Below are 24,209 nucleotides of genomic sequence, written 5' to 3'. Positions count from 1 at the left end.
AGATTGCTCAAGTTCAGATAACGGCTGATACCGTCAATAATTACTAGATTACTCGTTCACTATTGAAGTTCAAAGGTGGTAAAATCATTTCTCGTGTTAGGAAGCTCACACCCTTGGCTTCCCTCTCTGTAAACCGTAAAAATGATTTCATGTCCTTATCGTTACTTTTTCGTTCATGTCTATTTGTTAACTTATTATAGTTATCAACTTTTTAAAAAGCAAGCCTATTTTTCTTCACAATTTTTAAGAATATGAATAATTATATTTTAAAATAACAAATCATCTAATACAGATTTATTCTCTTGCACATATATTCATCACATACAAATTAACAATATTCATAGTTAAAGTCTCACTCTAAAACGTTTAGAGTTTCATACTTCAACACTATATTTAAAAAATAATTTTTAATACAATCTTTCCTTATAACTTTCTTCTAAAGAACGTGCAACTTCCTCTTCTGAAGCATTAACTTTCGCATGCTCCATTAACATTTTCGCCGCTGAGGGTAGCTCTATTTTATTTAACCATGACTCTGGATCCCACATTTTTGAACGAAGAAAAGCTTTTGCACAGTGAATATAGCATTCTTCTATTTCAACAACAATTCCAAGTAAAGGTTTTTTTCCATTTGCCTGCATTTCTTTCAAAATTTCTTCATCGTTTGTAATTTGTGCTCGGCCGTTTATTCTCAAGGACTCCCCGAGACCAGGAATGAAAAAGATTAATCCTACGTGCGGATTCGAAATAATATTTAAAATAGAGTCTATACGACGATTACCTGGTCTTTCTGGGATGATAATTTTATTTTCATTTAATACATATACAAATCCAGGTGCGTCTCCCCTCGGCGAAGCATCACACTCTCCGAATTTATTTGCAGTAGATAATACTAGAAAAGGCGATTTAGACAGAAAATCTACACAATGATGATCAAGTGATGAAATAACTTTTTTCAAAGCCCGTTCACTTGGTTGCCCCAATATTTGTCGTAATTCTTCCTCAGTTGAAATTATTGATTTTATTTCCTTATTCTCTATCTTCACTAATAATCACTCCTTTTTCTTTATTTTCCCAAAATTCAATACAAATATTGTATAATAAAATTTGCAGAAAGGGGAATTAAAATGACAGAGTGGTTAACAATATTTGATCCTGAAAGAAATACACTTGGAAAGAAATTACGTGATGACGTGCATCGTGACGGTGATTGGCACGAAACATTTCATTGCTGGTTTGTAGAAAAAGATGCTGAGGATATGTTCTTATATTTCCAATTACGCTCTAAAAATAAAAAAGACGCTCCGAGTATATGGGATATTACTTCAGCTGGACATATTATGCATGATGAAGAAGTAGAAATTGGCGGTCTTCGTGAAATTGAAGAAGAATTAGGGCTTTCCTTTCAAACTACTGATTTAGCATACAAAGGTATCTTTAAAATAGATTATGAACTTTCAAATCTTACTGATCGTGAGTTTTGTCATATGTATTTTCACAATGTAATAAAGCCACTTCCGTTTGCACCAGGTGAAGAAGTAGACGATGTGATGAAAGTACATGCAACTTCTTTTCTACAACTATTAAAAAGAGATATTTCATCTATAACGACTATTTCTCTTTTAAACAGTAAACCGATAACGATAACATTTGAAGATATTTATCCATATGACCTTGAATACTATGAATTTGTTGTCGAACAAGGAAAAGAATCGCTAAAAAATAACAGTTTGTAAATAAAATAGGACTCCCAACTTATATTGCCTGGGAGTCCTATTTTATTTATCATTATTGTTCAAGTGTCTTCAATCTTTTCTCTACTCCCATAAATAAGTGAATGATTAACAATAGCATGACAGCCATAATCACCGCTGTTGTATGAGGATATCTAAACAATATACTAATAGCACTTCCAATTAACATCATAATGTATCCATTCTTTTTCATCACTTCTGCACTATACTTGTTACCCGCATCCCATAATTCTTTATTTTTCATAGATCGTTTCGTCCGGTAACCATATGCTGCGTTAATATCCGTCGGTGGATTCTTTTGAAGAATACGTGCGGCAAGTATAAATATAATACCGATTAACATGCTTATTCCTATGTTTACTAGTGCATACATCAATTATATCCACCCCCTAACTTACACCTTCATTATACTATACAACCCTCATAATTCCAATTATTAACATTTCATTTTCTCTCTTTAGATGTCTGGAACATACTTGGAAGTGTTACAAAACGTGCCCCTTTCGTTTTTAACTGTGGAATGATTTTGTCTAGCGCATCTACAGATCCTTGCAAGTGTCCACCTGGAGTTGAATGCTGAAGTATGACACTACCTGGAAATGAATTCCCTAACACATTATTTGTAATCGTGTCAGCACTTACACCTTTCCAATCAACCGTATCAACACTCCACTGTACAATCATAAAATTTTGCTCTGTCGCCCACTTCAATTGATTTTCAAGTATTTCACCATATGGTGGACGTATAAATTTCGGTGCATAACCAGCTAAACGATTTAATATTTCTTCCGTTTTTATAATTTGATTACGGTACTCAGCCTCATTTACTTTCGCTAAATTCGGATGATTGTACGTATGATTACCAATTACATGCCCTTCATTCGCGATACGCTTTACTACATTCGGAAACTTTTCTGCATTTTCACCAAGTAGGAAAAAAGTAGCTTTTACATTATGTTTTTTTAACTTATCTAATATTTTTGGTGTAAATAATAAATCTGGTCCATCATCAAATGTAAGAGCAACTTCCGCTTTATTGTAAGGACCTGAAAATGCATATGCATATTTTTCGACCCATGAAAATGGTGTCCATGATCCCCTCTCCTCTTCTTTCATTTGTATTTCATAATTTTGAGGAACATGTAATGCGTATGGCAATGAGCTTATATAGTCTCCATAATAAAATGAGTTATATGGCATATAAGCATACGAAACATTTCGCTCTAACCCCCATTGATATGGAACGAACATTTCTGGCGAATAAAAATAATACATGATAAAAACCTCCCTAAAGTTTCATATGTGATTCATCTGTACTTTGTTAGAGAAATTGTTATTCATGAACAAAAATAAGACTGTCCGTAATTAGGACAGTCCTGCTGCTTTATATTATTAATAAATCGATGTAATATCTTTCGGCAAAGCTTTCACATGTTTTAAATAACTCGTCACTTTGTCATCATCATCTTGCGGATATTGATATCCATATGTGTTAGCAATTTCGTTCGCAACTTCCCTAAATAAATCACCCATTACAAAGAATGACTGCCATAAATTTTCATATTCTGCATTTGAAAAGGTCCTTTTAAATTGCTCCCACATATCTTTTTCAATATATTGCTCGAAATGCTTTCCAAACTTCCCTACATTAACTGTAAAGTCTGTTTTCATACCAATATGCCATTCTAGCATTACGATGAACATATCTCGCATTGGGCCTTCAAGCATTCCTTTCGCATAAGAAAGTTCCTCGCGCCACAATCCTTTTCCTACATTTGTACTGCACCACCAAAATTCATTACAGCAATCTAAAAACTCTTTTTCTGTGGGCTTTTTTATTAAATAATCCCTATCGCTTGCTGGTGGAAATTCATCCATACAATCATCTTTATCAAGAAGCAGTTTACTTAAACTATCTTGCCCAACGAATATATCTATCAAATCAACTGGAACTAACGTTAAATCAATCCGGTTCCCATCCATGAACTGCATTAAGTACGGAAATTTCCCGTCTTCATCTGCTGGAAGTAACGTCATTTCTTCTGGCATCTGGACAATCATTATTTCTCCAAATCTACGTATCCAATTATGATTAGACGTAAAAGATTGGATATCTTTTACAACATACATAATATCATAATCTTGGAAACAGTCTTTTTTCACATTTGGATTTACACGTGATCCATTCATGATGACTGCTCGAATTCTTTTATCCTCTTTTGCTGTATTTATAATTAAGTCTAGCATTTCTTTTTCAGTTCTCATCTATTTCTAACCCCCAATTTTTTTATATAAACTTATATTGTTAAGTATGTTGGAGGTCCACGAGCTAACTGTATTGCACACAATACACGTTATAATTTTTGAAACTTCCTTTTCATCCTTTTTGCCTCCTTACATCACTCTTTTACAACTGCCATTACAAATCCATCATACCCTTTACTTCCGACAGTTTGAAGCGCTGTAGCACTTACACGCGGCTCAGCAGCTATGAGCTCATAGAAACGGCGTATCCCTTGTACACGAGGGTCGTTACTCGTATTGTCAATAACTTCTCCTTCACGTACTACGTTATCCCCAATAATTACAGTACCAGGGCGTGATAGTTTCAGTGCCCATTCAAAATAAGCAGGATTATTTTGTTTATCAGCATCTATGAAAATAAAATCAAATGGTTCATACTTCTCATTTTCTATTTGTTTTAAAGAATCTAACGCTAATCCTAATCGTATTTCAACTCTATCATTCAAATTGGCACGCTCAATATTGCTACGTGCAATTTCAGCATGCTTTTCACTTGCTTCTAATGTAACAATTTGCCCTCCAGATGGCAATCCTCTTGCAAGCCATATAGTGCTATATCCGCCTAGAGTGCCAATTTCTAAAATGTTACGAGCTCCTTGGATTTGTACTAATAGTTGTAAAAACTTCCCTTGAATTGGCGATACATCATGCGCCGGCAAATTAGCTGAAGCATTTGCTTGAAGAACTTCTTCTAATGTAGAATCTTTCGGTATTAATACATCACTCATAAATTGATCAACAGCCGTCCATTTCTCAATCGTACTCATGGAAATACCATCCCCTTCAATTTTTTCATGCTTTTCTACCATTCACGTTTGATTATACAGAAAATTCCGTTTCATACACAAAAAATAAAGAAGGGATACCCACTCCATTACAGAATAGATGTCCCTTCTTTGTATTTTATATTTATCCCTTACGGATTAGTAGACCAAAGTCCTGCTGATTTAATAAATGTACGTTTATTTAATTTCAGCTGCGCTACGATAAACTCTGCAATATCTTCCGCTTGCATTACTTTATCAGGGTTTCCATCAGTTAATCCTAAGTCTACAGCCATGTCAGTTGCTACTGTACTTGGAGTTAAAGCTGTTACACGAATGTTATGTTTGCGAACTTCCATCGCTAACGATTCTGTTAAGCCAAGAACACCAAATTTAGAAGCACTGTATGCACTCGTTACTGGTGCACCTTTTTGTCCTGCTGTAGATGAAATGTTAATAATATCACCAGATTGTTGTTCAATCATGCTTGGTAAAGCTGCACGAGTTGCATAGTATACACCCATTAAGTTTACTTGAATGATTTTTTCCCAATCAGCAACATCTAGTTCTAAAAACTTACCGAACTTAGAAATACCAGCGTTATTAATTAAAATATCGATAGATCCTAATCCAGCTTTTAACGTTTCAATTGCATTCGTTACTTCTTCATATGAAGATACATCCGCAGTCGCAATAACAGCTTTTACACCTTCTGCTTCCACTTCTTTCGCAACTGCTTTTAAGTTTTCTTCTGAACGAGCTAAAAGACCTACATTTACGCCTTCTTTCGCTAATGCGATCGCTACAGCGCGACCAATTCCTCTACCTGCTCCTGTAATTAAAGCATTTTTTCCTTGTAATAATTCTGCCAAGTGTAACACTCCTTAATCATCTCAGTTGTTTATTATATTAAAAGTGTATCTATGTTTATGAAAAAAGGCAATGATGCACTTTCATGTGCGTAGGTTACTTATAGGTAACTATAGTAATGGTAAATGCATTTTTAAAGAAAAATAGTGTTAGAAGGTCTCCTCCTAACACTATTTTTCTTCATGATTTGGAATACGCACAATAAATTTTGTACCATTCCCTTCCTCACTCTCGACTTTTATTTCTCCTTGATGAAGGTCGAGTACTTTTTTTACAATCGCTAAACCTAAGCCACTTCCTCCATAAGCACGGTTTCGTGAAGAATCCACTTTATAAAAACGCTCAAAAACATGTTGCTTCTGTTCTTCTGATATACCAATTCCCGTGTCCCGAATACTTATTTCTAGGAATTCCTTATGTTCTTTTAACTGAATTGTAATCATACCACCACTTGGAGTAAATTTAATACTGTTATGAATTAAATTAATCCACACTTGACTCATACTTTCTTGGTCCGCAGTAATTTGCACTTTCTCTAAATCAAGGTCTAACTCAATTTCTTTTTCAGCCCACAGCGGTTCACTATTTAATACAACTTGCTTTAACTGTTGATCTAATCGATAAGTCACTCTTTCTGGTACATACTCTTCTGATTCTAAAAGTGTTAGCTTTAATAGATTTTGACTTAGTTTAGATAATCTCGTTGTTTCCGTTTCAATAATGGTAAGATAATGCTTTCTTTTTTCCTCAGAAAGATTACTATCTTGCAGCGCTCTAGCAAACCCTTTTATAGAAGTTAATGGTGACTGTATTTCATGAGAAACATTCGATACAAATTCCTGGCGCAGTTTCTCCATCGCGTTCAGTTCATCTGTCATATCATTTATACTCTTTACGAGTACACCAATTTCTCCATCATACTTTTCTTCATTTCGTATTTTTACAGAGAAATCCCCTTTTGCAATTTTTTGTATCGGTTCAATAATAGTCCAAATCATCGCCTCTCGCTTCGGTCTCATTAAAATTCCAATTATTGTCCAAATAAGAACAATAAAAACAAAGCCAACCATATCACTAATTAGAAAAGTAATAAAAGGCGATACGTTTATTTCCAGAGCTTTCATGACACTTGACGATACAAAAAAGGCTATAGACCAAATTATAGTAAGAAAAGTAAAGAGCGCTACTATCGCCCCCATTACTTTTAACATCTTCATCTTACTCATTCTTTCTCTTTTTCTCATTTACTTACCTCTAAGCGATACCCTAAGCCCCTTATCGTCCTTATACTAAACTTCGATAACTCTTCTTGAAACTTTTCACGCAACCGATTAATATGAACGTCTAGCGTGCGTTCATTCCCTTCAAAATCATATCCCCATACGTCTTCTATTAATTGCTCTCTTGAACAAGTTCTTCCCGCCTTAGATCCTAATGTAAAGAGCAATTCAAATTCTTTTAATGGCAACGTCACCGTTTGTTCTCCGGCGTTAACTTCAAATGTATTACGATTTAACAGTACATTCCCAACTTGAATAGATTGCGATACTGTAATTTGATAACGTTTCAACAATGCCTTCACTCTTACAACTAATTCTAAAGGATCAAATGGTTTTACAAGATAATCATCTGTTCCGAGGTGAAACCCTTTTATCTTTTGAGATGTTTCACCTTTAGCAGTTAACATAAGAATCGGCATATCATAGTATTTTCTTAATTCATAACATAAATCAAATCCATCCATATTTGGCATCATAATATCAAGAATCGCCATATCAACTTTCACTTCTTCTATTCTTCGAAGAGCATCTAATCCATCAACGGCTTCATATGTTTGAAAACCTTCTTTTTCCAAAAATACAGAAACAAGTTCTCTAATATGCGGATCATCATCTACAATTAAAATTTTGGGTATCAAGGAATCATCTCCTTTCTGCTTAGCATACTTTTTAGCACTCTAAAATTAACAATCAGTGAAGTGCCCCCTCACTGATTGTTTTCATTCTATAATGCTCCTTCTTTAATTTTCAATTGTTGCATTGCAAATTCACGGTACATGTCATGTGTCCGTAATAACTCATCATGTGAGCCACTTCCTGTAAGATTCCCTTTTTCAATAAAGATAATTTTATCTGCATCTACAACAGTAGAAAGTCTATGTGCGATAACTAAAGTCGTTCTACCTTTCATTAAGTTATTTAACGCCTTCTGAACAACTGATTCCGATTTACTATCAAGACTTGAAGTCGCTTCATCTAACATAAGGATTTGCGGATTTCGTAGTAACGCTCGAGCAATCGCAATTCGTTGTCTTTGCCCTCCAGAAAGCTTCACACCCCGCTCTCCAACTTCTGTTGCGTATCCGCTTGGTAAATCATGAATAAACGCATCAACATACGCCATCGCTGCCACTTTTTCAATTTCTTCATCCGTCACATCATTCTCAACACCGTAGCAAATATTATCACGAATCGTTCCATCAATTAACGGACTATCTTGTGAAACATAACCAATTTGACGTCGCCATGACTGTAATGAATAGGCCGTAATTGGTTCTTCTCCTAATTTTATTACACCATTAGTCGGCTCATAAAAACGTTCTAATAGCGAGAATAAAGTTGTTTTCCCACTACCACTTGGTCCTACAATCGCTGTTACTTTTCCAGATTCAATCGTGAAATCGACATTTTTCAATACTTTCTCATCTTCGTTATACTCAAAATTCACATTTTCAATAACGATCGACTGCTTTGCATTTGTAACTTTCACACCAGTTTCATGGTCTTCTACTTCATATTCTAGAATCGTATTAATTCTTTCAGTTGCACCAATTGCCTTTTGGAATTGTGTAAAAAACATAGATAATTGACTCATTGGCATTATAATTTGAACTAAATATAAAATAAACGCTACAAGTTCCCCTGTTGTTAATGCGCCACTAGAAACTCGCATTCCACCATACCCTACGATAATAACAAGCAACGCCATTAAAACAAACGACATAACTGGTGAAATTAACGCTTGCACTTTTCCTTCTTTCAAACCAAATTGCAATAACTTTTGGATACCTGTATTACCTGTTTCATATTCTCTTTTTTCCGTATTTGAAGATTTCACTAAACGAATTTCTGATAACACCTGTGTTAACACACTTGTAAAAGAAGCTGTTTCATCCTGAAGTGCTTTTGAAATCTTATACATTTTTCGTCCAAGTGGCACTAAAATTAGTACAGATAATGGAATAACCGTTAAAAGTAATGCTGTCATTTTCCAATCTAAAACAAATAATACAATTAACGATCCAATAATTGAGATACCGCCTGTTAATAAGTTTGACAAATGCTCAGAAATTAATGTTTTAACAACACCTGTATCATTTGTCATACGACTAATTGTATCTCCAGTTCTATTTTGATCATAATAAGACACTGGTAAAATAAGTACCTTTTTCCACAATCGTTCTCTAAGTCCAGCTACAATTTTTTGTCCAATATAATTCAGTAAATAAATTGACAATCCTGCAGCAATTGTTTGCATTATAAAGAATGCGACTAACGCAACAATTTGTCCTGTACTAATTGAAGAAATCGAGAAATTATCAACTAATCCTTTTGTTAACATCGGAATAAACAAACTCGCTCCAGTAGAAAGTAAACTCATTAATAATGCAAAAATAAGAATGCCTTTCGGTGGATTTGTATCTTGAATAAGACGTAAAAACTGCCTCCAATTTCCTTTTTTCTTTTCTGTATTCCCAACTTCCATTGTTGTTCATCTCCTCGTTTTCAACAAAACTATGATTTCTAAAAATAGAATACGATATAAATGTAAACTGAATGTAAACACACTTTTTCTATTTTTACAAAATATACATATAAACTCATCTTTACAACAGATATAAATATCTGATATTATTACCTGGTACTTAATATTATTCTATGCAAATGCTAGACTACGCATAGAATATTTATAACCGATTTTCTTAATTAGCCAATTTAAAATACTAAATAAATCTCCAGTTACTGAAAGGAGTATCCTTTTTGCAAACAAATAAACACTCTGAAAAGGAAACAATCATTTTTATTCATGGATTAGTTGGAAATCGCCGTGCCTTCAAAAAAGAGCATAAACGATTTTCTGCATCCTACAACATTATAACTTATGACTTATTAGGCCACGGAGATGATAAAGGAGAGGCTATCGACTTTTCAATACAGCGCCTCGTAGATCAATTGTTGAACTTGTATGAAAAAGAGGGTATTAAAAAAGCTCATATTTGCGCTCTAAGCTACGGCTGTTATATCTCTACGACATTTGCGCAAATGCATCCTGAAAAAGTATTAAGCATTTGTCATATTGGTGGACATTATAATAATCCTTCCCGTTTATATAATGTTTTTCAGAAATTTTGGGAAAAGCGCGGGGATGAATATTCAGCTTGGCTTTCTCAGTATGCAAATACTATTTTCCCAAGTGGGATATTAAAGGCTAACCCATTCGCTGTAATTTCAAGAAATATTTATTACCGTTTCGGATTACAATTACACTCTTCCATTATCGCTGAGTCATTACGACATCGCTTAGAATTCGACTTGAAATCTAAATTAAAAGCACTTCCCCATCCTATATTATGGGTGATGGGAGAACATGATCATCTCTATAAATCTTGTCTCTTTGATTTAAAGTCCATTCTTCCGAACGTTTTATATAAAGAAATTCCATTAGCAGGTCATGCAGCAAACTTATTCCGCCCAAACTATTTTCATGATTTATATGCTAAGTTTTTGCATGGAAAATTGACATAAAGTGAAACTTTAATCAGCGAGGATTTGTCCATCCCCCGCTGATTATTATCCCGCAAATAGCAGGATAAATACTACTATACTGTTAGTTTATCCAACTATGAAAAAGGCTTCCCAAGTTTCCCTGGAAAGCCTTTTCTCTATACGAATAGTATATAAAATACTTCTTCTTAGTATGCTTTTGTGTAACCTAATAGGTGCTTACTCCAGTAAGAGTTACTTACAGAGCTAATGCGTACGCCAGTTGCGTCAGTTTCTGCACTGATGAACTGTCCATTACCTAAGTAAACGCCCATGTGAGAAGGACCTGATTTATAAGTATTTTGGAAGTATACTAAATCACCTGGTTGTGGACTGTTAGTCTTTGTTTTAGAGCTCCAGTATCCAGCAACTGTTTGACGAGCGCCTTTATGACCAGTTTGATTTAATACGTAGTGAATGAATCCACTGCAGTCAAAACCAGCAGGTGTTGTACCAGCAGTTCTGTATGGTGAACCATTTAAAGATCTAGCGAATCCAGCGATTGAAGATGTATCTCCACCTGTTGGTGCTGTTGGTTTTTGTACTTGGTTCGTACCTTGGTTCGTACCTTGATTCGTACCTTGGTTACCACCAGTAACTACATTGTTCACTCCGCCTTTTACAAACTTAACAAAGTCTGCACTTACGTAACCAGTGCGGCCATTATGGTTAATTTTATACCAACCATTTTCAGCGCCAGTAACGTTTAATACTGTACCATTTGTTACCCCACCAATTACAGGGTTATATGTAGCTGGACCTGTACGTACTTTTAAAGCACCTGTGTTAACAACATATGATCCACCAGTTTGAACTGTAGTAGTATTGTTGTTATTTGTAGTTGGTTGCTGAGTTTGGTTAGATACAGCTGAACCACCTTTTGTTACGAAGTCTTTACTTACGTATCCAGTTCCACCATTGAAGTTAATTTTAAACCAATCTTGAACTTCACCTACAACTTGAACTGTTTTTCCTTTATTTACAGAACCTAATACAGTATGAGATGCACTTGGGCCTGTACGTACGTTTAGTGAAGAAACGTTTACTGTGTAAGTACCTGTTCCTTGCTGAACAGTAGTAGTAGTTCCTTTATTGCCACCAGTTGTTACGAAGTCCCCACTTACATAACCTGTTTGACCATTTACACTAACTTTGAACCAACCGTTTTCTTGTCCAATTACTTGAAGTACTTGACCTGATTTCACTTTAGAAATAACGTTATGTCCTGTACCAGCACCTGAACGTACATTTAATACATCAGCTGTTACTGTGTATTTTAATTCAGAAGTTGTTTCTACCGTTTTTGTTTCAGTTACAGTCGTTTGAGTTTGAGTTTGTCCATTAATTTCTTTTAGCGCATCATTTGAAACTTGTGCATGAGCAGAATCCATTCCAGGAACTGCTACACCTACTACAGATGCTGCTGCTAAACCTGCGATTACTTTTTTCATAAGTTGTCTTTACTTCCTTTCCCTACTATCCTCTTGAGAAAACTATAAACTTAGTACTTTACAATATTATCAAAGTAAAATATTCATCCAGTTCCATTTTTTAGCAAGAGTTTTATTTTTCACACATCATTTATTTTAAACGATTGAAGTGAATTTAGTGTGAACTTCATGTGAACTTTATCATTAAACAGTGTGTTTTTGCAACGATTTTTTCAAATTTCTTATGTATTACATCAAGTTTTAAAATTTTTTATGTTATTTCAATATAGATTTTACACTTTCTATCTAATATGGAAATTCCATTAATCTAATACATAAACACAATATATTTTTCTAGAAAGTTCTTTTTCATGAGGCACACTCTTATCATGACAAAAAACCCCTTATTTATCAATAGTATAATATTTTAAGAAAATGAATTCTCAATACTATGTATGATTTTAAACAAAGTGATGATTTGTAAGATTTCACACACGAAAATTTCATCTGACTTGAGAGCACTCCCATTCTAAAAATACAATTGATTATTTTTTCTTTTCTAAATATGGAATTATTAGGGTTTTATTGATAGAATATGTATAATCAAATACAAAGAGGAGTTGCATTTGTGGAAAAAATAATAGACGATCACATAACTAAAAATATCGAAATTTACTATACACTTACTCACTTATTATCATTTGCAACATTTAAAAAGGTACACACTATTGAAACAAAGAAAAATGAATTAAAAGAACAGATGAAAACAATTCAGCATACAAACTCCTACCATGTATAAAAAGGTGAACAGATTATACCTCTGTTCACCTTTTTATTTTATTTGTAAATTTTCACACGAGTTTCTAATGGCTGATATTCTTTATCTCCTGCCGAAACTACCGGTTTACCAAATGGCATTTGCGCAGTTAGCTTCCAGTTTTCAGGTACATCCCATTCTTTTCTTACTTTTTCATCAATCAACGGATTATAATGCTGCAATGTAGCACCAAAACCTTCAATCTCTAACGCTGTCCAAATCGCAAATTGTAACATTCCAGAAGATTGCTGAGACCATGTAGGAAAATTATCTTTGTATAGTGCAAAGTTCTCTTGCAAACTTTCTACTACTTTACTATCTTCAAAATACAAAACTGTCCCATAGCCACTTCTAAATGCATTCATTTTCTCTTCCGTAGGTGCAAAATTATTTTCAGGTACAATTTTTCGTAACGTTTCTTTCATAACATCCCATAATTTGTCGTGTTGTTCACCTAGTAATACAACAACTCTTGCACCTTGAGAATTAAAAGCCGAAGGTGTATGTTTCACAGCATGATAAATCACTTCTTGAATTCTTTCATCAGAAACTACTTGTTCTTTACTAATCGCGTAAATAGATCTTCTGTCTTCAATTGCTGAGTAAAAATCTTTTGCCATCACAATTCCCTCCAATTTTCATTTGAGGCAGTATCATATGTACGAAGCATATAATGCCCCTTAAACTTATTATTAATAAGTTCTTAACTTAATAATATCAACAAACAAAAACAAACTCAAATGATATCACTTAAGTTTTTACTCCCAATACGTCAAAGAATAAAGCAGACAGTCTATTGTCACCAACATCAAGGTTCAATAAACTGTCTGCTTTATTTTATAAAAATCTAATTTACTTCTTTCTTCACCTAATTAAGCAATTGAAATGCATAGGACATTAATTTATTTGTTTCTGTAAAACGTTTTGTTTTACTTTTTGTCCCCATAACAACTGTAATAATGCGATTATCGCCTTGTTTTGCAGTACCTGTAAAACAATACCCTGCGCTATCTGTAAACCCTGTTTTTAAACCGTCTATTCCTTCTATATATAAAGCTTTATTATTTTTGTTTAACATCTCATTTGTGTTTGTAACATTAATATTATTAAATGCTAACTGACTTTGACGTAAGTGAGTCACTTCTAATATCTCTGGGTAGTCTTTTATAAGATGATACGCTAATTTCGCTACGTCAGCTGCTGTCATTTTTGTTTCACTTCCGTCGGGCTCCTGCAATCCGGAAGCATTCGCGAATTTAGCTTTATCTGACATTTCTAACTGCTTTGCTTTTTCATTCATAAGTTGAACAAAGCTTTTTTCTGTCTTAGCTACATGTACCGCTAAAGCGACAGCCGAATTATTAGCCGATTCAATCATTAACGCATGATATAAGTCCTTAACAGTTAATGTATCATTTGCTTGCATCGGGATTTTTGCACCCTCTGTTTGTGCCGACTTTGCACTTATTTTCACTGGATCTTCCCAGTGGACTTTCCCATTATGTATATTCTCTAAAACGAGATATGCTGTCATCATTTTTGACATACTAGCAGGGGCAACAGCTTCATTTTCATTATTTTGATAAATAACTTCTCCATTACTCGCATCGATAATAATAGCTGCTTTTGCATCAATTTCTGGTGGTATATATTTTGGTGGAACTACTTTTTCAGATAGCCCTGTTTTAAGTAGCTCTGCCACTTGTATAGGCTGAGTATCTACATTTGTTTCACTCTTTTGAACCCCTTGGAAAAAGAACCAACATATACCCAGAATTACTACTAATAGGATTGTTAATCTTCCCCATTTTAACCGCTTCATTCTAAAACTCCTTTAACAAACCTTTTATACACTCATGTTTAACCATAACAACAATTACTTTATATCGTCAAGGTAAAAAGCATATTTATTCATCTACAACAATTATTATTTCAATCCCTTTCTCTTTTTTATATGTGTTACACTAAAAATAACGAAATATAAGAATATTCAATAATAAAAAGTTCAAAAACACCATATAATAGAAAGGATTTATACAAATGATACTTCCAAAAGCATTAAAATATGGCGATACAATTGGCATCTACTCTCCCTCTTCACCAGTAACCTATACTTCTCCAAAGAGATTTGAGCGAGCAAAATTATACTTAGAACAGAAAGGTTTTCATATATTAGAAGGTTCACTAACAGGTCAATATGATTATTATCGTTCAGGAAGCATTAAAGAACGTGCTGATGAATTAAATGACTTGATTAGAAACCCTAACGTCTCTTGTATCATGTCGACAATTGGGGGACTGAATTCAAATTCATTACTACCTTATATTGATTATGAGACTTTTCAAAAGAATCCTAAATTAATGATTGGCTATTCAGATGCAACAGCGTTATTACTAGGAATTTATGCAAAAACAGGAATTCCTACATTTTACGGTCCAGCACTCGTTCCTTCTTTTGGTGAATTTGAGCCTTTCGTAGATTGCACGTACAAATATTTTGCGGATACTGTATTAACTGATCAACACCTTCCTTACAACATAAATCAGCCGTTATTTTGGTCAGATGAATTTATTAATTGGGAAGAAAAAACGAAAGAAAAAGATCTTCGACCGAACAATTGGATTTCAGTAATTGGTGGGAAAGCTACTGGACGTATTATTGGTGGGAATTTAAATACTATACAAGGTATTTGGGGTAGCCCCTATATGCCACTTATTCAAGATGGTGACATTCTCTTTATTGAAGATAGCTCAAAAGATGCAGCTACTATCGAAAGAAGTTTTTCATTACTTAAAATTAACGGCGTTTTTGATAAAGTTTCAGGTATCATCCTTGGAAAACATGAGCAATTTGATGATTGTGGTACAAATAGAAAACCTTACGAAATATTATTAGAAGTATTACAAAATCAAAAACTTCCTTTTCTAGCCGATTTTGACTGTTGTCATACTCATCCAATGATTACTTTGCCAATAGGTATTCAAGTAGAGATGGATGCAACAAATAAAACGATACAAATTATAGAACAGTGGAAAACCTAACTCTACTAGCTCTATTATTTTCAGCTCTATAGCTACGCATTGCCTTCTATTGTTTTACATTAGAAGACATGATACTATATATTTTGGAATGTGAAGAAATAAACAAAAATCATTTCAATATGCCTTTTATATATAATAAGAAGCTATTGATTATATACATCGAGTTTACATACGTGTATATAAATGTAAAAGAGAGTGAATATATGAAACCAACTATTAAAAACTATGTATTTTTACATGTGGCCTTCTTGATATATTCTATCATTATGGTTTACATGAAATGGACAGCTCAATTCCCTATTGCATCAATTTCATTTTTTATTGCTTACTTCGGACTTGTTGTACTTTTATTCGGATATGCAATTCTATGGCAACAAGTCATTAAGAATTTTGAAATTTCTAAAGCATATTCACACCGCGGAATTATAATACTGTGGTCTATGCTATGGTCAGTATTCCTATTCGGAGATAAGATACATTGGAATCACATACTTGGTGCAGCTATTATTATCGTCGGGATTGTGGTGGTGACAAAAGATGAATAGTTATATGTTATTATTTATTTTCGGGATAATTTTAGCCAATTACTCACAAATATTATTAAAAAAGGCTACTTTACAACAATACGATTCTAGAATAAAAGAATATGTGAATCCTTATGTTATCATCGGCTACTTTTTATTTGTAATTAATGCCGGATTAAATGTGATCGCCTTAAAGGGCTTGGCATTAAAGCAAGCATCTGCATTAGAATCATTGAGTTATATCATTATATTAATCTTCGGTTGGTACTTCCTAGGGGAGAAAATAACGAAACGAAAAGTCATTGGCAATATTATTATTGTCATTGGTGTAATCGTCTATTGTATACAATAACAAAAAGATCCGTTTATGATAAACGGATCTTTTTGTTATTGCCCTAAGTTTTGAACCTTATCTTTCAAATCACGAACTTGTTCTATCGTCTGCATAAGCTCAGAGTCTTTAAACTGCTCTACATTCATTTTTCCTTCCTCTATCTTTTGCATAGATGTATCAATTAATGTATTTAACTTTTCATTATATCCGACGATTTGCTGGTGAAGATCCTTCGCTACATCCGGTGGTGTTAATTCATTAAAAGCTGGTATATCTTGTTTAATTTCAGTAAGTTTCGTTTCTAGTTCTTTTCGAGCTTCTCCATCATTAACAGCCTTTTCAGCTAATGCTGGTGCTTCATTTGCAAATGCACTTATTTCATTTACATAGTCTGTCGCTTTTTGAGCATAATCTATAGAGTTCTTCCCTTCCTCTACTAGCGAACATCCCATCAAACCAATTGAAACTACAATTGAAAGTAGCATTGTTTTTGTAAACTTCATTTTGACCTCCTAAATAATTATCATACTTTTATTCATTTATAAACACTTTATTTTCTTCTTATACACCCTATCACATCATATCTTATTATTTAATCTTTCTCTAATACATTCTAGAAAAATCATTATTATCCTGTTCAACATGTACTTCGAACAACTTATCATACTTTTATTCATTTAAATATAAAAACAGACATACTTATTTTAAGTACATCTGTTTTCGAGGTACGTATAACTCTCACTAATTAAAGTTTCCCTTTATACTCTTACATGTCCTATGATCGTTACAATATCTATTTCTATATGTACACTAATAATATCTTCTATAATGTCCGTATACCCTTGGCCTAAAGGTGTTCCGTAATGTAATATAATCCCTTTTTTTTCATAAACTGACTTCGGTACAGTAAAAATAAATTTCCTTATATTCCGTTCATCAGCAGGCTCCATAATTAACACAATGCCATCCTCTTCAAACATATAATCACGCCTTCCAACAATCCTTTCACTATGGCTCAGTATTGCCTTGAAAGGCTAGGTTTTAAACCCCCTTTCTAACAATATATAACCATTCCATGTTCAACTAGCTTATACGTCCTATATGATTTGACCACAAATATAAAAAAACACAAACCTTGAACTGTCAAGAATTTGTGTTTTTTTCATTTTAAAGTTTCACTTTATCGAGCTCATAAAGGCTACGATATTTCTCATTTTCTTTCAGTAACTGTTCATGGCTACCTTGCATAGCGATTTGACCACTATCAAGGAAAATAACTTCATCTACATGTTCAATTCCTACAAGGTGATGTGTAATCCAGAGAACAGTCTTTTCTTCTGTTGCAGAAAACATTGTTTCTATTAAGGCTAATTCCGTTTTAGGATCTAAACCGATAGTCGGTTCATCAAGTACAATAATCGGTGTTTCTTGCATAAGAGTTCTTGCAAATGCTACCCTTTGCCTTTCTCCACCAGAAAACCTCTTTCCCATTTCATGCATTTTTGTTCGTAATCCATCAGGAAGAGATGCAATATGTGAAGCTAGCTGTGCTTTCTCTAAAGCTTTCCATATCTCTTCATCATTAGCCTCTGGTTTACCGATTCGCACATTATTTCCAATTGACGTATCGAACAAATGCGGTTTTTGATTTAATACAGAAATATATTCGGATAAAAGATTCGTATGCGCTTGTTCACCATTTAATAAAACGTGGCCATTTACCGGACTTAACGCCCCTGTTAACAATTTTAGTAAAGTAGATTTCCCTGTCCCACTTCTACCTAAAATAGCAATTTTCTTTCCTGCTTTTATTTGTAACGATATATCTTTTAATACCGTCTCGTTACTATCCGGGTAACTATACGATATATGATTCAGTTCAATATCTACATATTTTGGTGCAACGTAATCCTTAGCTCCATGTAAATCCATTTCATCATGTAAAACACTATCACTTTCTACACCATTAAGACGATGAGCAGATTCTACATACGATGGGATTCGATCGATGGCATCTGAAATAGGAATAAGCGCATTCGTTACAGATAAAGTCATTAATACGAAGGCCGCGATAACTGTAGGTGCAATTTGTTCACTTGCCGCTTCATTCCCAGTCCATATAATCATTGAAATAACTACAATCCCTACTACTAAATGAATGAGACTGTCTCGAATATGATACCAGCGTTTCAATCTCTTCTCTGTTTTTAACAATTGATCATTTTGCTCTACATACGCATTAATAAATTCATTTTTTCTACCACTCGCCTGCCAATCAGATAACCCAAATACTGCATCTGTCAATTGTTGATACAAACGATTTCTTCCTTGCTTCAAAGCGATATGATGTTGTTTCATTAAAAGCAGTGATACAAACGGAAGAAGAAAAACGATAATAGCTAACATACAGCCTGCAATGAGTGCAAACACTACGTCAAATGCACCAATAACAACCACAAATATGCTATATACAACTAATGCTAATATGCTAGGAAATATTGTACGTAAATATAGGTTTTGCAAATGCTCTATATCTTCGGATAATACGCCTAACATATCGCCCGTTTGAAATCGTGAACGGAAAAATAACGCCTGTGGTTCTACTATTCTATATAGTTTCGTTCTCATCTTTTCTAATATGCGTAGTACGACATCATGTCCAACTAAACGCTCTAAATAATGAAATACCGCTTGTCCTATACTAAACGCACGTGTTGCAACAATAGGAACATATACAGCCATTACATTTTCTGGTCTGAGAGCAGATTTAGAAATTAAATAACCTGAAATAAAAAGTAACATCGCACCCGAACTAACTCCAAGAAGCCCAAGGAAAATAGTCAAAGTCATTCTACCTTTATTTTGCTGTATATAAGGCTTAATCCAGTTACTCATCGCTCTCCCCTCTCTTCGCTATGAAAATGTAATGTCTCATTCGTTAAAAGTTCTTTATATGTTCCGCTTTCTATAATTTCCCCTTTATTTAAAATAAGAATATGATCCATTTGCTTCATCCAATGTAGACGATGTGTTGCAAGAAACACTAACTTACCTTCAAATAGACGTAACATCGATTGCTTTATTTCAAATTCAGTTTCAATATCAAGATGTGCTGTAGGTTCATCTAATAAAATGATTGGCTTTTTACTTAAAAGTGCACGTGCCATAGCGACACGTTGTTCTTGTCCGCCGCTAAGCATACGTCCACCTTCTCCAATTATTTCATACATCCCATTTGGTAATGATGCAACGAGCGAACGAAGACCTACTTCATTAATAACTCTCTCAACTTCTTCATCAGTTGTATTTGTTTCATAGAAACAAATATTATCTTTTAATGAAAGCGGAAAAATATATGGTTGCTGCGGAATATAAGCAATATTCTTTTGCCAATCTTCACGAGTAGATCCGTCAATTTCAACACCATTTACTAACATCTTCCCAGCCGAAGGAGATAAAAATCCTGCTAATACATCGATTAACGTTGATTTCCCTGCCCCACTTTCACCAATAACGCCTATAGCACCGTTACCTTGCCAAGTAAAATCAATTCCCTCTAATATAGCCTTTTCAGATTCATCATTATTTACTTTTACATCTTGTAATTTCAAGCTACTAGAGGCGTTCCATACTATATCTACATTTGAATCTTTCATTTCTATTCCTTTTTGTTTCTGTAAAATCTCTTCTATTTGCTCTATCGCAAGTTGTCCATCTAATGTAGCATGATAATTCGCTCCAACTTGTTTTATCGGCAGAAAATATTCCGGAGCTAAAATTAAAATCGTAAGTGCTGGCAATAGTATTATCGTTCCATCTATTAACCGTATCCCTAATCCGACTGCTACAAATGCAATTGATAAACTCGTAAAGAAATCTAATGCAAAAGAAGAAAGAAAAGCAACTCGCAAAGTACGCATCGTTGCTTTTCTATATCGTTTACTTACTTTTTCAATCTTTCCTTCATGCTGTTTACTTTTCCCTAAATACTTTAATGTTTCTAACCCTTTTAATGTATCTACAAAATGATTAGAAAGTACACGATATGTTTCATATTGGCTATCCGCCATTTTCTGCGCTGCTAATCCTAAAAGGATCATAAATATAATCACAATAGGAATCGTTACAACTAAAATGATTCCTGACTTAATGTCCAGTGTAAAAACATATAGAACAATTAGTCCTGGTACGATACTACTTCTAATCATTTTAGGAATTGTCAATTCAATATATGTTTTGAATTTCTCTATGCCTTCAATCGATAAAGTAACCAAATGACCAGTTCCATTCGTTTGGACAAATCTCGGCCCTAATGTAAAATACGCTTCTATTAGTTGTTTACGTAATGCCAATCCTGTTTTTTCAGCGAAACGCTCAACCAATATTTGCGATGTTCGCACCAACATTTGGCGTACTGCAAACGTAATCCCAAAATAAACAGTTTCATTTAGCACAACTTGCACTGTTTCTCCATGAAATAAAAATGTGATTGCTCGTGCTAAAAACACTGTCTGTGCAATAATACTACACGCCTCTAAAATGCTAATAAAGGTTAACGTTACATATAAAACTCGGCTACCAGGATACGACGGAAGTCCTCTTTTTCTTTTCATTAGTACTCCAAATCTTTGTCCGACTTAACAGGTTGTCTAAATACATAGAAACTCCATATTTGACTACCGATAACAAACGGTAAAATAGCAAGAGAAAAATAGCTCATCAGTTTTAATGCATAAGGTCCTGATGCCGCATTATAAATTGTCAAATCATTCACCGCTCCTAATGAGCTAATCATGACACGCGGGAACATACCAATGAACACACTTGCACTTAGCAAAATGATTGTTAAACTCGTCATAAAGAAAGCCCAACCATCTCTTCTTCTTTTATTTAATAAAGTAGAAACAAATAGCGCTACAAAAGCTCCGATCGGAACCATTAGCCACTCTGAACCATGTGCGGTGAAAATATCTGTTTTCCATAACCCTACACCTGCAAAAACAAGAAGTGTTATTAATGCAAAAGGTGCAATCTTTGTTGCGGCAATACGTGCGCGTTCTCGTAATGTTCCTGTTGTACGTATGGTAAGAAATTGCAAACCATGAACAATACATAGAAGAAGAAACATAACTCCTCCAAGTAACGCAAATGGGTGAAGTAATTTCATGAATCCGCCTACCATATTTTTACTTTCATCAATTGGTACACCTACCATGAAGTTTGCAATTGCAACTCCCCAAAGTATGGGAGGTAGCAAACTTCCAATAAACATGCCCCAATCCCAGAAACTCTTCCATTTATGATTTTCTATTTTCGCACGGAATTTAAAGGAAACACCTCTTATAATTAATGCAAGAAGCATAAACACAAACGGAATATAGAACCCACTAAATAAAGTTGCATACCAGTGCGGAAATGCCGCAAACATAGCACCACCAGCACAAACAAGCCATACTTCATTTGCGTGCCAAAACGGTCCAATTGTATTTAAATATATACGCTTTTCTAAATCGTTCTTTCCTAAAAACCTTGAAACGATTCCTACACCAAAATCGAAACCTTCAAGTACGAAGAATCCAACGAATAAGGTTGAAATAATTAGAAACCATAACTCATTAAGAGATAACATACTCTTCCTCCTTATCAAATGGATCATGGCTTTGATAATCCTTTTTCACTTTCTTATTCGCATGTCCTTTAATGATACGAACGAATAAGTAAACAGTAATGCCTCCAATAATTACATATAGTGATGTGAATGAAACAAGGGAGAATAATACTTCTCCAAATGTAACGTTTGGAGATACTGCATCTTCTGTTTTCATAACACCAAAGACAACCCAAGGCTGACGTCCCATTTCAGTCATAATCCAACCTACTGTATTTCCGATAAACGGTAGTGCAATTGCATATACCATTAATTTTAAATACCAAGTTTTTTCAGCTAAACGATCTTTTCTTGATAAGAACCAGCCGTACGCTCCTAGAAGAAGCATAAATGTTCCACTCATTACCATCGCTCTAAAACTCCAGAACATAATATGTACTGGCGGAATATAATCTCCAGGTCCATATTTTTCTTCATATTGTTTTTGAATTTGATTCATCCCTTCAACTTGACCGCTAAATTTATCATATGACAATAGACTTAACATATAAGGAATTTGAATTTCAAACGAATTTTCTTTCTTCTCTGTATCAATTTTCGCAAACACTGTAAATGGCGCTGGATCCTCACTCGTATTCCATAACGCTTCAGCTGCCGCCATTTTCATCGGATGCGTCTTAATTAAATTTTGAGCTTGTGCATGACCGAAAAATAATACAAGAGCTGTTGTAATTGTTCCAACAACGATAGAAACTCGGAAAGACTTCTTAAACACCTCAGTCTCTTGTTGTTTTGCAATTTTCCATGCACTAACACCAGCAATAAAGAATGCGCCTGTTGCAAGTGCCGCTGTAATTGTATGCGGGAATTGCACCCATAACTGTGGATTTTGAATAATCGCTAAGAAATCATTCATCTGCGCACGTCCATCTGCAGCCATTTCATATCCTACAGGGGACTGCATAAATGCACTTGCAGTTAAAATCCAAAATGCTGATAACATTGTTCCTATTGAGAGGAGCCAAATACATAAAAGGTGAACTCGCTTCGGAAGTTTATCCTCACCGAATACCCATAAACCTAGGAATGTAGACTCAATGAAAAATGCTAATAAACCTTCAATTGCCAGTGACGGTCCGAAAACATCACCAACAAAACGTGAATATGTTGACCAGTTCATACCAAACTGAAATTCTTGTAAAATACCTGTTACAACACCTACTGCAAAGTTAACAAGGAATATTTGTGTCCAAAACTTTGTCATCTTCTTATAAACTTCTTGTCCCTTTACCACATACAACGTTTGCATTAACGCAATGATAAAAGCTAAACCAATGGATAGCGGAACGAAAAAGTAATGAAAAATCGTTGTAGATGCAAATTGTATTCGTGCCAATTCGAGCGTTTCCATGCTAAATTCACTTCCTTCATAATTTTTTATATCGTAATATCGATTGAATTCACTTCATAACGAACAATTCAATCATTTGGAAATACAAAAAGATAAATTCGTTTATGTACTTTCTGAAAATATAGATTGTCAGTTTTTTAGATAATTACAAAAGAACTTTCTTCATACGATTTACCTTTTCACTATTTCAGTAGTGTTTTATTCGTTAATCGAATTGTATAATATACTTACATAATAAATTCATGTGATTTTTGACGTATTATTGACAGGATTTTGTCTGAAATATGTCTTTTGTAATTTTTTTGAATTAGATTTCTCACATTTTAAAAACTTGTTTTTCAAACATACAACGGACTCTTATATCAATTATTATTACGTTTTTCTCTTCATACGCTTGACTTTCCTCTCAAAAAATGTCCTCGAATCAAACCGGAAAATACGCTACATTTTTGTCAAGAGAAAAATGTATTTCCAAAATTCAAATTAAGAATATTGTTATTCACAAATAGAAAAAATCCTTTCCTTTTT

Annotated in this window: 24 protein-coding genes and 1 other annotated feature (1 of these 25 running past the window's edge); of the genes, 6 read left to right on the top strand and 18 right to left on the bottom strand. The window is 34.1% G+C overall.

Going from position 1 to position 24,209, the window contains the following annotated elements; translation table 11 throughout:
• Positions 1–171, bottom strand: a binding site (T-box leader); it reaches 61 nt to the left of the window's first position.
• Between the two features lie 236 nt (positions 172–407).
• The gene (locus BAU23_RS07030; protein WP_000687791.1) at positions 408–1,046 is read right to left on the bottom strand and encodes a pyridoxamine 5'-phosphate oxidase family protein; all 639 of its coding nucleotides are present in this window, start codon (positions 1,044–1,046) and stop codon (positions 408–410) included.
• Between the two features lie 81 nt (positions 1,047–1,127).
• Here BAU23_RS07030 and BAU23_RS07025 point away from each other — a divergent pair, with 81 nt between their 5' ends.
• Positions 1,128–1,736 carry an NUDIX hydrolase gene (locus BAU23_RS07025; RefSeq protein WP_071733897.1) on the top strand — a complete coding sequence of 203 codons (609 nt, stop codon included), beginning with the start codon at positions 1,128–1,130 and terminating at the stop codon, positions 1,734–1,736.
• 52 nt (positions 1,737–1,788) lie between these two features.
• On the opposite strand, the gene BAU23_RS07020 is transcribed toward BAU23_RS07025, so the two are convergent.
• The 8 genes from BAU23_RS07020 to BAU23_RS06985 all read right to left on the bottom strand — a co-directional run bounded on the left by BAU23_RS07020 (position 1,789) and on the right by BAU23_RS06985 (position 9,457).
• Positions 1,789–2,127 carry an SdpI family protein gene (locus tag BAU23_RS07020; protein ID WP_000271201.1) on the bottom strand — a complete coding sequence of 113 codons (339 nt, stop codon included), beginning with the start codon at positions 2,125–2,127 and terminating at the stop codon, positions 1,789–1,791.
• A gap of 71 nt (positions 2,128–2,198) precedes the next feature.
• Positions 2,199–3,029, bottom strand: coding sequence for a peptidoglycan-N-acetylglucosamine deacetylase (locus tag BAU23_RS07015; RefSeq protein ID WP_000291213.1), 831 nt, complete (start codon positions 3,027–3,029; stop codon positions 2,199–2,201).
• Between the two features lie 117 nt (positions 3,030–3,146).
• Positions 3,147–4,019: an aminoglycoside 6-adenylyltransferase gene (locus tag BAU23_RS07010; protein ID WP_001258530.1), complete on the bottom strand. Its 873-nt coding sequence runs from the start codon at positions 4,017–4,019 to the stop codon at positions 3,147–3,149.
• Positions 4,020–4,153: 134 nt separating this feature from the next.
• Positions 4,154–4,825: an O-methyltransferase gene (locus tag BAU23_RS07005; protein WP_000103831.1), complete on the bottom strand. Its 672-nt coding sequence runs from the start codon at positions 4,823–4,825 to the stop codon at positions 4,154–4,156.
• A gap of 149 nt (positions 4,826–4,974) precedes the next feature.
• The gene (locus BAU23_RS07000; protein ID WP_000818981.1) at positions 4,975–5,694 is read right to left on the bottom strand and encodes a 3-ketoacyl-ACP reductase; all 720 of its coding nucleotides are present in this window, start codon (positions 5,692–5,694) and stop codon (positions 4,975–4,977) included.
• A gap of 168 nt (positions 5,695–5,862) precedes the next feature.
• A complete protein-coding gene (gene hitS / locus BAU23_RS06995) occupies positions 5,863–6,936 on the bottom strand; it encodes an envelope stress sensor histidine kinase HitS (protein WP_071733895.1) in 1,074 nt (357 codons plus the stop codon).
• Complete coding sequence (gene hitR / locus BAU23_RS06990; protein WP_000612403.1) at positions 6,933–7,610, bottom strand: envelope stress response regulator transcription factor HitR; 678 nt, start codon at positions 7,608–7,610, stop codon at positions 6,933–6,935. Before hitR ends, hitS begins: the two co-directional genes overlap by 4 nt.
• A gap of 86 nt (positions 7,611–7,696) precedes the next feature.
• Positions 7,697–9,457, bottom strand: coding sequence for an ABC transporter ATP-binding protein (locus BAU23_RS06985; protein ID WP_000451781.1), 1,761 nt, complete (start codon positions 9,455–9,457; stop codon positions 7,697–7,699).
• A gap of 275 nt (positions 9,458–9,732) precedes the next feature.
• On the opposite strand from BAU23_RS06985, the gene BAU23_RS06980 reads away from it, so the two are divergent.
• Complete coding sequence (locus BAU23_RS06980) at positions 9,733–10,497, top strand: alpha/beta fold hydrolase (RefSeq protein WP_071733893.1); 765 nt, start codon at positions 9,733–9,735, stop codon at positions 10,495–10,497.
• A 167-nt stretch (positions 10,498–10,664) separates the two neighbouring features.
• Here the strand turns inward: BAU23_RS06980 and entFM are convergent, their stop codons facing one another.
• Positions 10,665–11,966: an enterotoxin EntFM gene (gene entFM / locus BAU23_RS06975; RefSeq protein ID WP_016129176.1), complete on the bottom strand. Its 1,302-nt coding sequence runs from the start codon at positions 11,964–11,966 to the stop codon at positions 10,665–10,667.
• Positions 11,967–12,573: 607 nt separating this feature from the next.
• On the opposite strand from entFM, the gene BAU23_RS30120 reads away from it, so the two are divergent.
• Positions 12,574–12,744 carry a hypothetical protein gene (locus BAU23_RS30120; protein WP_000411102.1) on the top strand — a complete coding sequence of 57 codons (171 nt, stop codon included), beginning with the start codon at positions 12,574–12,576 and terminating at the stop codon, positions 12,742–12,744.
• A 38-nt stretch (positions 12,745–12,782) separates the two neighbouring features.
• Here the strand turns inward: BAU23_RS30120 and BAU23_RS06970 are convergent, their stop codons facing one another.
• Positions 12,783–13,382, bottom strand: coding sequence for a nitroreductase family protein (locus BAU23_RS06970; RefSeq protein WP_071733891.1), 600 nt, complete (start codon positions 13,380–13,382; stop codon positions 12,783–12,785).
• Positions 13,383–13,630: 248 nt separating this feature from the next.
• On the bottom strand, positions 13,631–14,584 hold the full coding sequence (locus BAU23_RS06965; protein WP_071733889.1) for a D-alanyl-D-alanine carboxypeptidase family protein: 954 nt from the start codon (positions 14,582–14,584) through the stop codon (positions 13,631–13,633).
• A 218-nt stretch (positions 14,585–14,802) separates the two neighbouring features.
• On the opposite strand from BAU23_RS06965, the gene BAU23_RS06960 reads away from it, so the two are divergent.
• From BAU23_RS06960 to BAU23_RS06950, 3 genes are all read left to right on the top strand, one after another.
• The gene (locus BAU23_RS06960) at positions 14,803–15,804 is read left to right on the top strand and encodes a S66 family peptidase (protein ID WP_071733887.1); all 1,002 of its coding nucleotides are present in this window, start codon (positions 14,803–14,805) and stop codon (positions 15,802–15,804) included.
• Between the two features lie 203 nt (positions 15,805–16,007).
• Positions 16,008–16,349 carry an EamA family transporter gene (locus tag BAU23_RS06955; protein ID WP_071733885.1) on the top strand — a complete coding sequence of 114 codons (342 nt, stop codon included), beginning with the start codon at positions 16,008–16,010 and terminating at the stop codon, positions 16,347–16,349.
• On the top strand, positions 16,342–16,680 hold the full coding sequence (locus tag BAU23_RS06950) for an EamA family transporter (protein WP_001089866.1): 339 nt from the start codon (positions 16,342–16,344) through the stop codon (positions 16,678–16,680). Before BAU23_RS06955 ends, BAU23_RS06950 begins: the two co-directional genes overlap by 8 nt.
• Positions 16,681–16,715: 35 nt before the next feature.
• Here the strand turns inward: BAU23_RS06950 and BAU23_RS06945 are convergent, their stop codons facing one another.
• From BAU23_RS06945 to cydA, 6 genes are all read right to left on the bottom strand, one after another.
• Positions 16,716–17,165, bottom strand: a complete 450-nt coding sequence (locus BAU23_RS06945; protein WP_000673254.1) for a DUF6376 family protein — start codon at positions 17,163–17,165, stop codon at positions 16,716–16,718.
• 255 nt (positions 17,166–17,420) lie between these two features.
• Positions 17,421–17,642 (bottom strand): hypothetical protein, encoded by a 222-nt coding sequence (locus tag BAU23_RS06940; RefSeq protein ID WP_000461287.1) that lies wholly within the window; start codon positions 17,640–17,642, stop codon positions 17,421–17,423.
• Positions 17,643–17,829: 187 nt separating this feature from the next.
• Positions 17,830–19,557 (bottom strand): thiol reductant ABC exporter subunit CydC, encoded by a 1,728-nt coding sequence (gene cydC / locus BAU23_RS06935; RefSeq protein WP_071733883.1) that lies wholly within the window; start codon positions 19,555–19,557, stop codon positions 17,830–17,832.
• Complete coding sequence (gene cydD / locus BAU23_RS06930) at positions 19,554–21,275, bottom strand: thiol reductant ABC exporter subunit CydD (RefSeq protein WP_071733881.1); 1,722 nt, start codon at positions 21,273–21,275, stop codon at positions 19,554–19,556. Before cydD ends, cydC begins: the two co-directional genes overlap by 4 nt.
• Entirely contained in the window at positions 21,275–22,291 is a 1,017-nt protein-coding gene (gene cydB, locus BAU23_RS06925) for a cytochrome d ubiquinol oxidase subunit II (protein ID WP_000950078.1), read from the bottom strand. Before cydB ends, cydD begins: the two co-directional genes overlap by 1 nt.
• Entirely contained in the window at positions 22,278–23,681 is a 1,404-nt protein-coding gene (gene cydA, locus BAU23_RS06920) for a cytochrome ubiquinol oxidase subunit I (protein WP_000448895.1), read from the bottom strand. Before cydA ends, cydB begins: the two co-directional genes overlap by 14 nt.
• Between the last annotated feature and the right edge of the window lie 528 nt (positions 23,682–24,209).

Source organism: Bacillus nitratireducens (assembly GCF_001884135.1).
In the GTDB taxonomy this organism is placed as follows: Bacteria; Bacillota; Bacilli; order Bacillales; family Bacillaceae_G; genus Bacillus_A; species Bacillus_A nitratireducens.
Note: the sequence above shows the minus strand (reverse complement) of the source record. Positions and strands in the feature narration are given on the sequence as shown.

Excerpts from the sequence above, each read along its gene's own strand:
- BAU23_RS07025 (WP_071733897.1), top strand. The coding sequence starts at position 1,128 with ATGACAGAGTGGTTAACAATATTTGATCCTGAAAGAAATACACTTGGA.
- BAU23_RS07020 (WP_000271201.1), bottom strand. The coding sequence starts at position 2,127 with ATGTATGCACTAGTAAACATAGGAATAAGCATGTTAATCGGTATTATA.
- BAU23_RS07015 (WP_000291213.1), bottom strand. The coding sequence starts at position 3,029 with ATGTATTATTTTTATTCGCCAGAAATGTTCGTTCCATATCAATGGGGG.
- BAU23_RS07010 (WP_001258530.1), bottom strand. The coding sequence starts at position 4,019 with ATGAGAACTGAAAAAGAAATGCTAGACTTAATTATAAATACAGCAAAA.
- BAU23_RS07005 (WP_000103831.1), bottom strand. The coding sequence starts at position 4,825 with ATGAGTACGATTGAGAAATGGACGGCTGTTGATCAATTTATGAGTGAT.
- hitS (WP_071733895.1), bottom strand. The coding sequence starts at position 6,936 with ATGAGAAAAAGAGAAAGAATGAGTAAGATGAAGATGTTAAAAGTAATG.
- BAU23_RS06985 (WP_000451781.1), bottom strand. The coding sequence starts at position 9,457 with ATGGAAGTTGGGAATACAGAAAAGAAAAAAGGAAATTGGAGGCAGTTT.
- entFM (WP_016129176.1), bottom strand. The coding sequence starts at position 11,966 with ATGAAAAAAGTAATCGCAGGTTTAGCAGCAGCATCTGTAGTAGGTGTA.
- BAU23_RS06970 (WP_071733891.1), bottom strand. The coding sequence starts at position 13,382 with ATGGCAAAAGATTTTTACTCAGCAATTGAAGACAGAAGATCTATTTAC.
- BAU23_RS06965 (WP_071733889.1), bottom strand. The coding sequence starts at position 14,584 with ATGAAGCGGTTAAAATGGGGAAGATTAACAATCCTATTAGTAGTAATT.
- BAU23_RS06960 (WP_071733887.1), top strand. The coding sequence starts at position 14,803 with ATGATACTTCCAAAAGCATTAAAATATGGCGATACAATTGGCATCTAC.
- BAU23_RS06955 (WP_071733885.1), top strand. The coding sequence starts at position 16,008 with ATGAAACCAACTATTAAAAACTATGTATTTTTACATGTGGCCTTCTTG.
- BAU23_RS06950 (WP_001089866.1), top strand. The coding sequence starts at position 16,342 with ATGAATAGTTATATGTTATTATTTATTTTCGGGATAATTTTAGCCAAT.
- BAU23_RS06945 (WP_000673254.1), bottom strand. The coding sequence starts at position 17,165 with ATGAAGTTTACAAAAACAATGCTACTTTCAATTGTAGTTTCAATTGGT.
- BAU23_RS06940 (WP_000461287.1), bottom strand. The coding sequence starts at position 17,642 with ATGTTTGAAGAGGATGGCATTGTGTTAATTATGGAGCCTGCTGATGAA.
- cydC (WP_071733883.1), bottom strand. The coding sequence starts at position 19,557 with ATGAGTAACTGGATTAAGCCTTATATACAGCAAAATAAAGGTAGAATG.
- cydD (WP_071733881.1), bottom strand. The coding sequence starts at position 21,275 with ATGAAAAGAAAAAGAGGACTTCCGTCGTATCCTGGTAGCCGAGTTTTA.
- cydB (WP_000950078.1), bottom strand. The coding sequence starts at position 22,291 with ATGTTATCTCTTAATGAGTTATGGTTTCTAATTATTTCAACCTTATTC.
- cydA (WP_000448895.1), bottom strand. The coding sequence starts at position 23,681 with ATGGAAACGCTCGAATTGGCACGAATACAATTTGCATCTACAACGATT.